The organism is Nesterenkonia lutea (genome assembly GCF_014873955.1).
Lineage (GTDB): Bacteria > Actinomycetota > Actinomycetes > Actinomycetales > Micrococcaceae > Nesterenkonia > Nesterenkonia lutea.
The window spans coordinates 1672183-1686443 of sequence record NZ_JADBED010000001.1; the positions used below are offsets into that span (position 1 = coordinate 1672183).

Genomic DNA, 14261 nt, shown 5'->3' on the forward strand with positions numbered 1-14261 from the left:
TTTATCCTTCTGCCTTGTGCTGATATTGAGAAGTGAGCTGTTGAGCAATCGGGGCCGAGGGCTCTCGCAGAAAGTCGAAGTCACACCCATATTCGGGTTGGAGCACGTGGCTCACGTGTAGCTTGGCAAAACCACGCGTGGGCGGGTCAGCTGGCCGGAAGGGTTTCCGGGACGCGAACTCTTGGTCATCCACGAAGTGTTCGAGGCACCCAGTCTCGGCGTCAAGACGTACTTCGTCACCGTCCTGCAAGTAGGCGATCGGCCCGCCAACAGCCGCCTCGGGAGATATGTGGAGCACTACTACCCCGGTGGAAGTACCGCTCATTCGAGCGTCCGACAACCGCACCATTTCAGTCACACCCTGTCGGTGGAGTTTCGCTGGGATGGGGATATGACCTACTTCGGGCATTCCCGGTGCCCCCACCGCGCCAAGTCCGCGCAGTACGAGGATGCTGTCCGCATTTACGTCGAGTTCGGGGTCGTCAATGCGGTCATTCAAGTCATCCAGTCCGTCAAAGACCACTACACGGCCTCGGTGCTTGAAGAACCTTGGGTCTTCTGCGCCGGCGGTCTTCAGCACCGCGCCGTTAGGGGCGAGATTTCCCTTCAGCATGACAAGAGAACTTCGCTTAGCTTCCGGAGCAGTTCGCTCCCGAATCACAGTGTTCTCAACGGCCGATACTGCGCTCAGTTCGTCGCGCCACTTGGTGCCACGTGCGGTGTGCGTATCGAGCTTGAGGAGGTCACGAATGCGAACCAAAACGCCAGCCAGTCCTCCCGCCTCAGCAAAATCTGGCAACGTGTATTCGCCACCTGGCAGTACGTTGGTGAGGTAAGGAGTATCCCGAGACCAGGTTTGCAACTTCTCAATGCCGATCTGCAGCCCGGCGCGTCCAGCGAACGCTTCAAGATGAATTACGGAGTTTGTGGAGCCGCCTAGCGCCATGACGGCACGAAAGGCATTCTCGAGCGAATCCATTGAGATCAGCCCACGCGGCGCCTGCCCACGTTGCACCGCAGCAACTGCTTCTATCCCGGTTTCGTAGGCGATTCTTCGCCTCTCTGCGCTTCCTGCTTCTGCCAGAGAGCTCCCCGGAAGCGCGAACCCGAGCACTTCTGCGATCGCGGCCATGGTGCTGGCGGTCCCCATAACATTGCATGTGCCGACGCCGACGTTGAGATTTCCCTCAAACTCCAGCCACTCCTGGTCATCAACCTCGCCTACGCGACGCCGGTCGCAGAATGGCCAGGCGTCATCCACAGTGACCGAGGCATTCCCACGGTGACAAGAGACAGGCCGCGGCCCCGCTGTCACCATCACCGAGGGCTTGCCTGCGCTGATAGCGCCCATGATTTGTGCAGGCACCGTTTTGTCGCATCCACCCATGAGGACCACGCCGTCAATGGGCGAAACGCTGATCATCTCTTCTACGTCCATCGACATGAGGTTCCGCAGATAGAGGCTCGTAGGCCGGGTGAACGGCTCAGATATCGAGATAGTAGGAAACTCGAGCGGGAGGCCCCCCGCCGCCTTGACGCCCCGCTTTACCTCTTTGACAAGAAGTGCAAGCCCCATGTTGCACGGGTTGAGGTCAGAGGCACTATTCGCGATGCCGATTACCGGTCTGCTTCTCACCTCCTCAGCGCTGAATCCACCACCGCGCAGGAAGGCGCGATGCATCAGACCGTCCTGGCCTGGGTCGTCGAAGAGACCTCCACCCCGGCCGGCGATACCCCGTTGAGACATCGATCTCCTTAGTTGCTTAGATACTGGCCGCCGATTTCTTGGAACCTATCATATTTCTTGTGACAGATTTAGGAATCTCAGTGATATTCCTCACGCATCCGCTAGAGTCTGGATCATGCAACTGAACACACAAGAAGGCGTCCACACCGTTCTTCAAGTCGGATCGATGCCACCTGAACTTGCAACCCGACTCCATCGAGAGTTCACGGTCCTTCAGTTACCCAGCGTTGGCGTCGAGAGATTTCTCGAGGAAAACGGGAGTCGGGTAACCATCGCGGTGACCACCGGTTTGACAGGGGTGAGTGGTCAACTCATGCGTGCTCTTCCGAATCTCGACGCTGTCATCAGTTTTGGGGTCGGCTTTGAGACGATCGATATCTGCGCCGCGGAGCAGCTGGGGGTCGTTGTAAGCAACACTCCGGATGTACTAACCGACTGCGTCGCAGATCTGGCGGTTGGTCTGCTCATAGACTGCCTGCGAGGCATCAGCGCCGCCGATCGCTTTGTACGGCAAGGCAACTGGATCAACGGTCCGTACCCACTGGGCACGCGGGTCTCCGGCAAACGTATAGGAATTGTCGGTTTGGGGCGCATTGGGCTGGCGACCGCCCGGCGACTGGAAGCTTTTGGTCCGACGATCGCGTATCACAGTCGAAACCGCTTGGTTGAGGTTGCTTATCCCTGGTACGAGTCCCTCATCGACCTCGCATCCGACAGCGACGTTCTTATCGTTGCTGTCTCAGGAGGAACGTCGACAACTGGGTTGGTGTCCCGAGAAGTCATTGCGGCGCTGGGTTCCGATGGCTACTTGATCAATGTCGCTCGTGGCACGGTGGTCGACGAGAACGCACTCGTCGACGCATTGGCGCAGAAGCAAATCGCCGGTGCGGGTCTAGACGTCTATACCCACGAGCCTCGAGTCCCAGAGGCACTCTTGGCCCTGGACAACGTCGTGGCACTGCCTCACCTGGGCAGCGCCACCACCGAGACGCGGCTGGACATGGCAAATCTCTTTCTCATGAACCTGCGTCAATTCATAGCCGAAGGTACGTTGACGACGCCGGTGTCCTGAATCGAACGCGACCCACAGTCTCTACCCCGCTCAATCGAAGGAATGATCATGACAGACGAACTCAACTCCCGCGTCGCAGTCGTAACCGGCGCGGGGTCGGGAATCGGGAAAGCCGTAGCTACACGCATGCTAGGCGCGGGGTACCGGGTGGTACTTGCCGGCCGCCGTGAAGAACCGCTCCGCGCTCTCGCGAATGGCCATCCAAACGCTCTGGTCCTGTCAACAGACATCACGATCGCTGAGCAGGTGACTCGATTGTTCACCGGGGCCCGCGATCGATGGGGACGACTCGACGTGCTCTTTAACAATGCTGGCGTTCCTGGACCCACGGCGAGCGTGGATGAGATTGAGCCTGAAGCTTGGGATGCTGTCATTGCACTGAACCTTACGGCCGCCGCTATGTGTGCGCGTGCGGCAATGAAGGTTATGAAAGCGCAGAATCCGCGAGGCGGCCGCATAATCAACAATGGTTCGCTCGCGGCACATGCCCCACGCCCGCAATCCGTCGCTTACACAACGACAAAACACGCGATATCTGGACTGACGAAGTCGATAGAGCTGGATGGGCGAGCCTACGGGATATCCTGTGGCCAAATAGACATAGGAAACACGGAAACTGAGCTCGTGGACCGCTTCGTGACCGGGCCCGGCGCACTACAGCCGGATGGCCGCAGGATGCAGGAACCGACCTTTCCAGTGGACGAAGCAGCACGAGCTGTTATGTTTATGGCCGATACTCCGCCGTCAGCGAACGTAAATTCCGTCGTTATAACGGCTGCAGGCATGCCATTTATTGGACGTGGCTAACTACTATTATTGCCGATTAGATACGCTCTCTTCGGTCTCTTAGTTCGTGCAAATGAGGGAAACATGTGCATAGGGACGTAGGTGGCCTCCCCCGAAACCTCGGTGTCAGCTTCGTTCCCGAAGCTCAACTTGCTGCGTCATGTCGTCAACGGCCACCCCCACACCTGGGGTCTAATACGCGCTACCGATCTGAAAGGGAATCCATGACCCGAATGACCCGCCGCATGCCTCAGCCAGCAGAGCTGCGGCCACTGCTACGCTTCCGCCCCCTAACCCTAGAGCGTCGCGCAGCGCGCCTCGCGGCGGCCGCTGATATGTGGGACCTGCGAAATATCGCGCGACGGCGCACCCCGAAATCCGCATTCGATTACGCTGACGGTGGTGCAGGCGCTGAACTAACCGTTCGGCGCACGCGGGAAGCCTTCGACAGCACCGAGCTGTTGCCGCGCATTCTGCATTCCACTGCCGCCGCCGATCTCACCACAACGATCGCTGGAGGTTCCTCTGCTTTGCCGTTCGGTATCGCTCCGACCGGATTCACCCGGTTCATGCATGCAGAGGGTGAGGACGCAGGGGCGGCCGCGGCCGCGGCCGCTGGCATACCCTTCTGCCTCTCGACCATGGGAACCCGTTCACTGGAAGAGATCGCTAGGTGTGGGGACACTGCGACTGTGAGGAACCCCCACGGGCCCGGCCGACGCTGGTTCCAACTCTACCTCTGGAAAGATCGGGAACGCTCTGCGGATCTTGTTCGCCGGGCCGAGGCCAATGGATTCGACACGCTATTAGTAACTGTGGACACCCCGGTGGCAGGTCAGCGGTTCCGCGACGTGCGGAACGGCATGACTATCCCACCGCAATTGACCTTACGGACGGTCCTCGACGCCTCCTATCGTCCCGAGTGGTGGTTCAACTTCCTCACCACAGATCCACTACATTTCGCCTCTTTGAGCAACACCTCGACTGACCTGTCGACGCTCATCAACAGCATGTTTGACCCTACGTTGTCGCTCCAAGATCTGGAGTGGCTGCGCTCGATCTGGCCGGGGAAGCTCCTTGTCAAAGGCGTACTGACGGCGGAGGATACCCGTCGGTCTCTTGAAGCCGGCGCTGATGGACTCGTCGTCTCCAACCATGGTGGACGGCAGCTGGATCGCGCCCCTGTGTCGCTCAAGGCGCTTGCGGAGGTGCGCCAGGAGGCCGGACCGAATGTGGAGGTTCTTCTGGATTCAGGGGTGATGTCTGGTGCCGACATCGTGTCCGCCCTCGCACTCGGGGCGGACTTCGTACTCATCGGTCGCGCGTACCTTTACGGCCTTATGGCGGGCGGCCAACAAGGCGTCGCCCGGGCCATCGCGCTCCTGGAAGAAGAGACTCGCGTGGCAATGATGCTGCTCGGCACCGCTACGATTGCGGAGCTCCAGACCTCAGGCCAGGTTCGAGTGCCCTGGCTTCCCCATAAGACTGGTGTTCGGCCCGAGGGGATTGCCGCGCACGCACGATGATGCACGTCGGCTCGGGCTCCGTTTCACCTGCTTAAGGGTCGCCCCGTTAGCTGGGAGAATCAAGGTTGCTGGCCTGGGACTCGCTCGCATGAGCACTGGCCCGCTGCACCTTGAAGGATGTGCGTCACCCGTCAGCTGACCTTGATCAATCTTCTGGAAGACTCGCCCGATGATCGGGGCGGCCCCCGTTCCGGAGCGGTGTGCTCGCAACAAAGTGAGTCCTGAGCGTAAATTGCGTCCTGGATAAATGCGCTTTAAAAGCCCCACTACTTAAGGAAACCCGATGTCCGACTACATCAATGTTCCGACCATTTCATATGAGAAAGCCGCCGAGGCCGTTCGGCGCACTATTGACGTTGGACTAACGCGCGGGTTGAGGCTCTGCGCTACTGTCGTGGATCCCGGGTTGAACTTGGTGGCTTATGGACGTGCTGACGGCACGACCCCGCACAGCATGGAGACTTCCCGGCGAAAGGCCAATACTGCCGCTTCGACTCGAAAATCTAGCGCTGAAGTCCCCCGGGAGCTTGGCTCTGCCGTAGAAAATGGCACCGGTGGGCTACTGACGCGGATTCCCGGCGGAGTACCCCTGGTGTTCGACGGTGTCCTGGTGGGGGGTCTAGGCGTCTCGGGCGCACCTCCTACCCACGACGCTGAAGTCGCTGCCGCCGTCCAGAAAGCCCTAGGAGGACAACCTGCCTGACTGATGTCGGTCGCTAATTATGTGATCGGACAGTTCGACGTGCTGGATTGCGGCCTGCGCGTTTGGGCCGAGGTCATTAGTCCTGGTGGAGACCAAAATGCGCTACTGGAACTCCGACCGGGGTGACGCAGCCAGGAAGAGATCGGTAGCAGACTTCGAGACTGTCCTCCGCGGGTCCGGGAATTTGCACTGGATCGCTGTGAGTTCCCCTGTGGCGGCATTCTTGGCGACGATGCCCACCAGTGCAATCCCTTGACTTTCGATAGATAGCCGTCGATACTCAATCGATGACAGGTCAACGCTGGGTAGTTGCCGCCCTCAAGGCATCACTGGTCCTGCTTTTCGGGCTGCTGTTCCTGTTCCAGACGATGTCGCTCCCCGGCCAGTTCGCCCACATGGCGCAGGAATCACCCGACATGGCATTCCTGCGTGGGCCAGCGACGGTCATCACAATCTTCTGGGTGCTGTGCGTCCAAGTGGTCATCGTCTGCATCTGGCAGCTGCTCACCCTCGTCCAGAAGGATCGCATCTTCAGCTCCACTTCGATGCGCTGGATCAACCTCGTGTTGGGGGCGATCGGGGCCGCGTGGCTCGTCCTGGCCGGGGTCTTTCTCTATATCGGATTCAATGCCACCGACCCCGGGATCCCACTGGTGCTGGCACTGATGGTGGCGGTGGGCGCCGTCGTCGGCCTGGTGGTTGTGGTGATGCGGGCGCTGTTGAAGCAGGCGACCACGCTGCGCACCGACATGGAAGCCGTGATCTGATGCCGATCGTCGTGCGGATTGATGTAGAGCTGGCCAAGCGGAAGATGAGCGTGGGTGAGTTCGCGGAACGGGTGGGGATCACCCCGGCGAATGTGGCGGTGTTGAAGAACGGCCGCGCCAAGGCGATCCGGTTCAGCACGCTGGAAGCCATGTGTGAGGTGCTGGAATGCCAGCCGGGCGACCTCATCGAGTGGGTAGAGGAATGAGCGCCCAATTGCGGCACACCGATGTGCTCGTGGTCGGAGCTGGGCTCGCCGGCCTGCGCGTCGCCACCCTGCTGGCGGAGAACGGGCATTCAGTGGTGGTCATCGACCGGCGCCGGAACCTGACCACCTCCATCAGGACGACTGGGATCTTTGTCCGACGCACTCTGGATGACTACGACCTGCCCGACCACCTGCTGGGACCGGCGATACGCCGTGTCGTGCTGTACCCGCCGAGCCTGCGGGATCCGGTGGAACTGGTCAGCGATCGCGATGAGTACCGCGTGGGTGAGATGGGACCCCTCTACGCCGCGGGCGCGCAGGCCGCTGTGAAAGCTGGTGCAGAGCTTTGGCTGGGCACCAGATACTCGGGCGGCTCCGAAGGCCGATATGAAGTCACCGGCCCCGAGGGGCCGTTGACAGTGCACGCTCGGTTCGTGGTGGGAGCGGACGGAGCGCGATCGAGGGTGGCGCGTGACCTGGGCCTGGACCGCAACACTCACCTGCTGGTCGGCGCGGAGGACGTCTTCAACGTCTCTGAGCCGGTGGACTCCCCCGCCTTCCACTGCGTGTTGGACCCTCATTTGGCGCCCGGATACATCGGGTGGGTGATCAACGACGGAGTCCACGCCCATGTGGGGACCGCCGGGTACTCCCGACGATTCCGCGGCGGGGTGCGCGGGACGCTGGACGAGTTCGCTGCACGCGCTCCAGGATTGGCGGAGGCCGACCGCTCTCCCACTGACGTCGAACGCCGCGGTGGCCCCATCCCGGTGGGCGGGCTGCTCCGGCGAATCAGCTCACCGGACGGGCTGCTGGTCGGTGACGCGGCGGGTGCGGTGTCACCGCTGACCGCGGGCGGGCTGGATCCTTGTCTACGGCTTTCCGACTACGCCGTCGCCGCGCTGGACGAGGCACTGCGCACCGGCCGGCGAGAGGCGCTGCAGGGCTACGACGGCGGCGTGCTGCGCCGGAAGTTCACTGGACGGCTGATGATGCGCCACGCGCTGGCTCAGGTGAAACACCCAGTTATGGCGAGCGCCGGGTTTGAGGTGCTGCGGACGCCCTTCGGCAGGTCCGCGGCGCGGAAGGTGCTGTTCGGAGATCGTTCCTTCCCGGACCCTCCCCCGCGATGATCAACCTGGCAAGTCAACAAGACCTCCGTCCCCCTCTCGCCGAGTGCGCACGAAGATCACGCGCTTAGCGCGCGCGTCACTAGTCGTGTTCGGCCGGGGTCGGGTCACTCCCCCTATGGGAAAACCCCTCTCCGCTATCGGCCTTCCTTCGCTCTAAGACAAATTCGGCCAGAGGGCCTGCCGAACCCAACACCAGAAAGTTGTTTCTTCAAACAACAGCATGGACTGAGCAGGCGAAATGCGGGCAGAATGCAATCATGAGCGACCAACCCCTAGACCCCGCCGCGGATGCTGAACTCAAGGCGTCACGACCAGCTCCTGATTTGGCGATCGCCGAAGAGGCAGGTGAGGTCATCGCTCACATGCTCGGAGACGGAAAATCCGTGATCGACCCGTCGACAATGATCTGGACCGCCGAGGCGGCCGAGGACCTTCGGGCCAGAATCGGAGACAACCCCATCATCGGGACGGACCAAGGCCAGTGGGAGAAGCTCGACCAACAACTCGGGGGCGCGGCCCGGGAAGTTGTCCTGCTCGCTGCCGAACTCGTCTTTCTCCGGGAACATCCGCTGCGTTCCGCACGCCCCGAAACCCGCCGAGCCCATGTCGAACGGGTCCTTTCACAGCTTGACTCCCCCACAACGATCCCGGAGCCAATGTCGACCTGGTTGTCTCGCCCCGCGGGAACTGCAGGTTTTGAGCCCGGTTCCTGGTACAACGGGGCGCTGTGGCGGCACCTTATCTGGGCATCAACGTTCGTGCGTCACTGGAATGACCTGTCGGATGACGAGCGGGAGGCAGCACGGACAGATCCCTGGGAGCTGCAGCGAGTCATGCTGAACTCCGGAAGCGACCGATCCGACTTCCGCCACATGCTGGAATATTTCGCCCGACCAGACACCTTCGAACCGATCACCTCGAAACCAATGAAGGCAAGAATCCGCGATGGTCTGGCCAGCAAGATTGGCGGGACCACGGGCAACACCGCTGCTGCAATCGATCGTGACCTTCTCGCGATCCGCGCCGTGATCGCTCGCGAGTTTGAGGGGTCCTTCCAGTTTTGGACGCCGGGGGTAGCAGAACTCTGGGACGGCTCTCTCGCGCAGTCTGCCCCTCCGGTCGCTCAGAGCACAGATCTGGCCGAGCCACGTCCACGCCACTACTGGCTCTACTCTCCTGGGCCGCAGGCGTCGGAATGGGACGAGTTCGCGTCGAAGAACATCATGGCGATCGGCTGGGACGACCTTGACGACCTCGCTACATACCCAAGCCGAGAGGCGATACGTCGGGCACTCGACGTTGAAGGGACCGGGGCATCACCAAGGAACGACGTCCTAGCAGCTTGGCAGTTTCAGAACGAGATCGCGGTAGGCGACATCGTCTACGCCAAGCGTGGACGACGGGAAATCGTGGGACGCGGCGAGGTCTCCTCGGACGCTCGGTTCGAGCCAGATCGCGCCACGTACCATCACGTCCGGTCGGTCAAATGGACCCATGTCGGGTCGTGGGGGCACCCAGGGGATGCAGTCACTAAGACGCTCACCGACATTACGACTTACCACGACTACGTTGAGAAGCACGAGGCGCTCGTTACCGACGACGTGGAACCAGAGCTACCTGTGACTCCAGGACCTCTTACCTCGTATGACAAGGAGGCATTCCTTAACGAGGTCTACCTATCGGAAGAGCGGTACGAGCGACTTACATCCCTGCTCGCCAGGAAGAAGAATGTGATCCTGGCCGGCCCGCCCGGTGTAGGAAAGACCTTCGCCGCGAAGCGCCTGGCGTACTCCATGATGGGGGTGAAGGACCCAAGCAGAGTACAGACCGTCCAATTCCATCAGAGCTACTCGTACGAGGACTTCATGATGGGGTACCGACCCACCGAAACCGGTGGCTTCACTCTCTCGGAAGGCCCGTTCTACCGGTTCTGCGACGAAGCCAGGGCCGACGACAGCGACCGTCCGTACTTCTTCATTATCGACGAGATCAACCGTGGCAATATTTCCAAGATCTTTGGAGAGCTACTCATGCTCATCGAAGCTGACAAGCGCGAACAGGAGCTGCGTCTCTTATACAAACGTGAGACACTCTCTGTTCCACCCAACGTCCACATTATCGGCATGATGAACACCGCAGACCGCGGTCTTGCCGTGCTCGACTACGCCCTGCGCCGTCGTTTCGGTTTCTTCGAGATGACACCAGGGTTCGAATCGGCCGGGTTCATCCGCTGGCTTCAGGAAGCTGACAACCCGACTCTCGACGATCTCGTCAAGGTTGTCACGAGCCTCAACCAGACCATTGCCGACGACCCAGCACTAGGCCAAGGTTTTGTCATCGGACACAGTTTCCTGGCTCGGCCTTCGAACAGTGATGCCAACGAGGCGTGGCTGTTGTCTGTTGTGGACGATGAGCTCACACCTCTGATTCATGAGTATTGGTTTGATGAACCAGCGAAGTCTGAGGAGTGGTCGGCCAGACTCCGGGCGGCTGTTGCATGACGGCCCGGACCATCGCGATAAGAAATGTCTATGTGATGATGGCCTACGCTTTTCGGGGGCTTCGCAACGAAGGCAATGATCGAGTGGCAAGCGAGTCTTTCGAACACCTCCACGATCTGTTCGCGGAGATGCTCGTTCGCGGTGTCGGCACTCAGGTCAAGCGCGGTCTTCACCGCGACTACCTTCTCCACAGCGAGGAGCTCGCCACCGTTCGAAGCCGCATCGACATCACTCGGACCGTCGCCACCCGCTCGACGCTCCGAGGGAAGCTCGTGTGTGAGTTCGACGAGTACGACCCCGACACGCCGCACAACCGGGCGTTGAAGTCAGTCATCGTGCTCCTGATCCGCCACGGCGATGTCCACAGCGCGCGTAAGGTCGCCTTGCGCCGGCTCTTGCCCTATCTGGACGCAGTGACCTTGATTGCGCCGACATCAATCCGCTGGAATGCCCTCACGTACCATCGCGCCAATGCGCCATACCGTATGCTGCTCGGCGTTTGTGAACTGGTCGTCCGGGGACTCTTGCAGACGCAGGATGCTGGAACCAGCAAACTCACTTCGTGGGTCTCAGATGAAGCGATGAGTAGATTGTTCGAGCGGTTCTTGCTCGAGTACTTTAAAGTCCACTACCCCGACCTCTCACCGAAGGCGTCCGCCGTCGACTGGGACTACGACGACGCGAACGCCCTAGGAGCCGCTCAGCTCCCGGCGATGCGCACCGACGTCACTCTTCGGCGGGGACAACACACACTCATCATCGATGCGAAGTACTACAGCAAGTCAATGCAGCCCGGCAGGTGGGGCAAGGCGACCGTCCACTCAGCGAACCTGTACCAACTGCTGACGTACGTGAAGAACGCCGATGTGGACCGCGACGGCTCAGTCAGCGGCCTACTGCTGTACGCACGCACCGAAGCACCTACACAGCCCGACCTAGATGTCGTGGTCCAGGCGAACCGGATCGGCGCTCGCACTCTGGACCTTGGCCAGCCGTGGGAGCAACTTACCGCTGAGCTCGAGGACATAATTCAGTGGGTGGCTAACTGACACGCGACTTGGATCCTCCTCGGGCGACGGCCTACCACGCCGCCAGGGACCCGGGGCTCTCCGAGCGCGTGGCAGCACCGCTGGCTCAGCGGTTGCCCGGTGTGTGAGCGGTCAGCGTCTGCAGTGAGCCCAGCAGCTCCTGGGTGTACGGGTGCGCCGGTGAGTGGAAGATCTGTTCGGCGTCTCCGTACTCCACCGCCTCCCCGTCTTTCATGACCAGGATGTGATCACTCATATGGTGGATCACCCCCAGGTCATGGGAGATGAAGACGTAGGTGGTGCCCAGCCTCTCCTGCAGCTCCGTGAGTAGATCGAGGACCTGGGCCTGCACGGAGACGTCCAGGGCTGAGACAGCCTCATCCAGCACCACCACGTCAGGCTCCGGCGCCAGTGCCCGGGCGATGGAGAGCCGCTGGCGCTGACCCCCGGAGAGCTGCAGGGGGTGCTTGGCCAGGTGCTGTGGGTCGAGCCCCACCAGGCGCACGAGTTCCTCGGCGCGTTCCCGCAGCTGAGTCCGCTGCCTGCGGCGAGCGCCGAACGCGATGCCCCCGGCGGCCGGTTCCAGCGCATCGGTGAGGATCTGTTCTGCGGTCCAGCGCGGATCAAAGGAACTCAATGGATCCTGATACACCACGGTCACCTCGCGCCGTCGGCTGCGCCGGCCCGCCACTCCCAGTTCGCTCCACGGCTTCCCGTTCAGCAGCACCGTGCCGGAATCGGGTTGAAGGAAGCCCAGCGCCATGGAGGCTGTCGTGGATTTGCCCGAACCTGATTCGCCCACGATCCCCAGGGTCTGACCCGCACGGACCTCGAAGGAGACGTCCTTGACCACGGTGCGGGTGACGCCGTCGGGACCGCGGAAGGACTTGGTCAGGCCAGTCGCCTCCAACACCGGGGGCGTGTCCTCTGACTCCGCCCGCACCGGCGAGATCTTCGGGGCTTCCCGCGCCTGGGCCCGCTTCTCCGAGGTCAGGTACTCGCCCTTGGTGGTACCCGAGGGCACGGCATCCAGCAGCTGACGGGTGTACTGGTGGCGCGGATTGTTGAGGACACGCTCTGCGCTGCCCTGTTCCACGATGTGCCCGCCCTGCATCACCAGGACGCGGTCGGCGAGCCGCCCCACGACGGAGAAGTCGTGACTGATCAGCAGGATCGCCGAGCCAGCAGCCTTGCGCTGGGCCAGCAGGTCCAGCACCTGTGCCTGGACGGTGACGTCCAGGGCGGTGGTGGGCTCGTCGGCCACCAGCAGCGAAGGATCATTGGCGATCGCGGAGGCGATCAGGGCGCGCTGCCGCAGACCCCCAGAGAGTTCCCCGGAGCGCTGCCGCGCCCGCATCTCTGGTTCGGGCACGCCCACCGCGTGCAGCAGCTCGAGCACACGCCCTCGCCGTTCGGAGGCCTTGGTGACTCCGTGCAGCCGCAGCGACTCGCCGATCTCGGCGCCGATGGTGCGCAGCGGGTCCAGCGAGACGAGGGCATCCTGGAGGATGAAGCCGATCTGCGTGCCGCGGATCCTGCGCCACTGCGCGTCGGTGGTGGCCTGGATGTCTCGTCCGCCCACCGTGGCGCGGGTGGCCTGGATATGGGAGTTGGATCCGGTGAGACCGATCAGGGTGCGGGCGGTCACGGACTTGCCCGAGCCGGATTCACCGATCACTGCCACGCATTCGCCGGGATTGATGTCCAGGGAGAGGTCATGCACCACATGGTGCGCCGCGCCGGAGGCATCGGTGAACCAGACGTTGAGGTCCTGCAGCTTCACCAGGGACGTGGCCGCGGCGGTGGTGGTGTCGGACGAGTCAGTCCCAGGTTCGGGGCGGACCGGTGTGGCGGTATCAATGGCGGGGTGGGTGACTGTGGTGGTCATGACTGGGATCCTTCCAAGGCGGATTCGAGGTGCTTGCCCAGAATCGTGGCGGTCAGTGCGGTGGCGAGCACGGCCAGGCCGGGCAGGATTTCAAGCCACCAGGCTTCGGTGATGTAGGGGCGGCCGGCTTCCAGCAGCGCTCCCCATTCGGGTGAGGGCGGCGCCACGCCGAAGCCGAGGAAGGCCAGCCCGGAGGCCCAGACGATCGACTGTCCGATGCCCAGGGTCAGGATCGCCAGCAGCGGGCGCAGCGCATTGGGCAGGATGTGCCGGATCAGGATGCGCCAGGGTGAATGTCCCAGCGCCTCGGCGGCCTGGACGTAGCCGGAGTGGCGCACCGCAAGGATCTGTCCGCGCACCATGCGGGTGTAACCGGGGGCGGTCCCCAGTCCCACGGCCAGGATCAATGTGGGTGCCGAGGGTCCGTAGATCGTGATGAAGACCATGGCCAGCAGCAGGGTCGGGAACGCGAAGAACACTTCGAGTCCGCGTCCGATGAGGGCGTCCGCCCATCGCCCGCCCAGTCCGGCCCAGGCGCCGAAGACCAGGGCCAGGCCGACGCCGATCGCGGTGGCGCCCAGGCCGATCAGCAGCGACTCGCCCGTGCCGTGGACCATCCGGGAGTAGAGGTCACGCCCGGACTGATCGGTGCCGAACCAGTGCTCCCAGTTCGGCGAGGCCAGCGGGGCCTCGAGCCTGATGGCCCGGGGATCGTAGGTGGCCAGCAGCGAGGGCGCGAGGCTGGCGGTCAGCAGCAGCAGCGCGAAGACTGCGGCGATCCAGACGGTGAGCGGAACTTGACGGAGCCTGCTCTTGGGTCTGCGGGACTGCAGCGAGGAGTGCAGCTGGGAGGCCGCCGTCGTCGGCTTCGTGCCTGAAGCGGCGTTCAGTGTGGTGGTCATGG

At 62.2% G+C, this 14261-nt stretch carries 13 protein-coding genes; 9 read left to right on the plus strand and 4 right to left on the minus strand.

The genetic code is table 11. The annotated features are described in order from the left end of the window. Window position 1 precedes the first annotated feature (1 nt). Window positions 2-1747, minus strand: a complete 1746-nt coding sequence (locus H4W27_RS07645; RefSeq protein WP_192595401.1) for a dihydroxy-acid dehydratase — start codon at window positions 1745-1747, stop codon at window positions 2-4. Window positions 1748-1862: 115 nt separating this feature from the next. On the opposite strand from H4W27_RS07645, the gene H4W27_RS07650 reads away from it, so the two are divergent. The 4 genes from H4W27_RS07650 (at window position 1863) to H4W27_RS13940 (ending at window position 5834) form a co-directional block, all read left to right on the plus strand. Next, window positions 1863-2819, plus strand: coding sequence for a 2-hydroxyacid dehydrogenase (locus H4W27_RS07650; RefSeq protein WP_192595402.1), 957 nt, complete (start codon window positions 1863-1865; stop codon window positions 2817-2819). Between the two features lie 48 nt (window positions 2820-2867). Then, on the plus strand, window positions 2868-3626 hold the full coding sequence (locus tag H4W27_RS07655; RefSeq protein WP_192595403.1) for an SDR family oxidoreductase: 759 nt from the start codon (window positions 2868-2870) through the stop codon (window positions 3624-3626). Between the two features lie 212 nt (window positions 3627-3838). Next, entirely contained in the window at window positions 3839-5131 is a 1293-nt protein-coding gene (locus H4W27_RS07660; protein ID WP_192596493.1) for an alpha-hydroxy acid oxidase, read from the plus strand. Between the two features lie 283 nt (window positions 5132-5414). Continuing rightward, the gene (locus H4W27_RS13940; RefSeq protein ID WP_192595404.1) at window positions 5415-5834 is read left to right on the plus strand and encodes a GlcG/HbpS family heme-binding protein; all 420 of its coding nucleotides are present in this window, start codon (window positions 5415-5417) and stop codon (window positions 5832-5834) included. Between the two features lie 102 nt (window positions 5835-5936). Here H4W27_RS13940 and H4W27_RS13945 read toward each other — a convergent pair whose 3' ends face one another. Further along, window positions 5937-6074 carry a restriction endonuclease gene (locus H4W27_RS13945; RefSeq protein ID WP_192595405.1) on the minus strand — a complete coding sequence of 46 codons (138 nt, stop codon included), beginning with the start codon at window positions 6072-6074 and terminating at the stop codon, window positions 5937-5939. Window positions 6075-6121: 47 nt separating this feature from the next. Between H4W27_RS13945 and H4W27_RS07675 the strand changes: the two genes are divergently transcribed. The 5 genes from H4W27_RS07675 (at window position 6122) to mcrC (ending at window position 11490) form a co-directional block, all read left to right on the plus strand. Beyond that, entirely contained in the window at window positions 6122-6601 is a 480-nt protein-coding gene (locus H4W27_RS07675; RefSeq protein ID WP_192595406.1) for a DUF2975 domain-containing protein, read from the plus strand. After that, on the plus strand, window positions 6601-6807 hold the full coding sequence (locus H4W27_RS07680; RefSeq protein WP_192590900.1) for a helix-turn-helix domain-containing protein: 207 nt from the start codon (window positions 6601-6603) through the stop codon (window positions 6805-6807). The genes H4W27_RS07675 and H4W27_RS07680 overlap by 1 nt, the downstream gene beginning before the upstream one ends. After that, window positions 6804-7940 carry an FAD-dependent oxidoreductase gene (locus H4W27_RS07685; RefSeq protein ID WP_192595407.1) on the plus strand — a complete coding sequence of 379 codons (1137 nt, stop codon included), beginning with the start codon at window positions 6804-6806 and terminating at the stop codon, window positions 7938-7940. Before H4W27_RS07680 ends, H4W27_RS07685 begins: the two co-directional genes overlap by 4 nt. 257 nt (window positions 7941-8197) lie before the next feature. Next, on the plus strand, window positions 8198-10441 hold the full coding sequence (locus tag H4W27_RS07690; RefSeq protein ID WP_192595408.1) for an AAA family ATPase: 2244 nt from the start codon (window positions 8198-8200) through the stop codon (window positions 10439-10441). Continuing rightward, window positions 10438-11490 carry a 5-methylcytosine-specific restriction endonuclease system specificity protein McrC gene (gene mcrC / locus H4W27_RS07695; protein WP_192595409.1) on the plus strand — a complete coding sequence of 351 codons (1053 nt, stop codon included), beginning with the start codon at window positions 10438-10440 and terminating at the stop codon, window positions 11488-11490. The genes H4W27_RS07690 and mcrC overlap by 4 nt, the downstream gene beginning before the upstream one ends. 85 nt (window positions 11491-11575) lie before the next feature. On the opposite strand, the gene H4W27_RS07700 is transcribed toward mcrC, so the two are convergent. Together H4W27_RS07700 and H4W27_RS07705 are read right to left on the minus strand one after the other, a co-directional pair. Further along, window positions 11576-13357, minus strand: a complete 1782-nt coding sequence (locus H4W27_RS07700) for a dipeptide ABC transporter ATP-binding protein (protein ID WP_192595410.1) — start codon at window positions 13355-13357, stop codon at window positions 11576-11578. Further along, complete coding sequence (locus tag H4W27_RS07705; RefSeq protein WP_192595411.1) at window positions 13354-14259, minus strand: ABC transporter permease; 906 nt, start codon at window positions 14257-14259, stop codon at window positions 13354-13356. Before H4W27_RS07705 ends, H4W27_RS07700 begins: the two co-directional genes overlap by 4 nt. Window positions 14260-14261 lie beyond the last annotated feature (2 nt).

Bases quoted from the DNA above. Each gene is read 5' to 3' on its own strand.
- H4W27_RS07645 (WP_192595401.1), bottom strand. From the start codon at position 1,747: ATGTCTCAACGGGGTATCGCCGGCCGGGGTGGAGGTCTCTTCGACGAC.
- H4W27_RS07650 (WP_192595402.1), top strand. From the start codon at position 1,863: ATGCAACTGAACACACAAGAAGGCGTCCACACCGTTCTTCAAGTCGGA.
- H4W27_RS07655 (WP_192595403.1), top strand. From the start codon at position 2,868: ATGACAGACGAACTCAACTCCCGCGTCGCAGTCGTAACCGGCGCGGGG.
- H4W27_RS07660 (WP_192596493.1), top strand. From the start codon at position 3,839: ATGACCCGCCGCATGCCTCAGCCAGCAGAGCTGCGGCCACTGCTACGC.
- H4W27_RS13940 (WP_192595404.1), top strand. From the start codon at position 5,415: ATGTCCGACTACATCAATGTTCCGACCATTTCATATGAGAAAGCCGCC.
- H4W27_RS07675 (WP_192595406.1), top strand. From the start codon at position 6,122: ATGACAGGTCAACGCTGGGTAGTTGCCGCCCTCAAGGCATCACTGGTC.
- H4W27_RS07680 (WP_192590900.1), top strand. From the start codon at position 6,601: ATGCCGATCGTCGTGCGGATTGATGTAGAGCTGGCCAAGCGGAAGATG.
- H4W27_RS07685 (WP_192595407.1), top strand. From the start codon at position 6,804: ATGAGCGCCCAATTGCGGCACACCGATGTGCTCGTGGTCGGAGCTGGG.
- H4W27_RS07690 (WP_192595408.1), top strand. From the start codon at position 8,198: ATGAGCGACCAACCCCTAGACCCCGCCGCGGATGCTGAACTCAAGGCG.
- mcrC (WP_192595409.1), top strand. From the start codon at position 10,438: ATGACGGCCCGGACCATCGCGATAAGAAATGTCTATGTGATGATGGCC.
- H4W27_RS07700 (WP_192595410.1), bottom strand. From the start codon at position 13,357: ATGACCACCACAGTCACCCACCCCGCCATTGATACCGCCACACCGGTC.
- H4W27_RS07705 (WP_192595411.1), bottom strand. From the start codon at position 14,259: ATGACCACCACACTGAACGCCGCTTCAGGCACGAAGCCGACGACGGCG.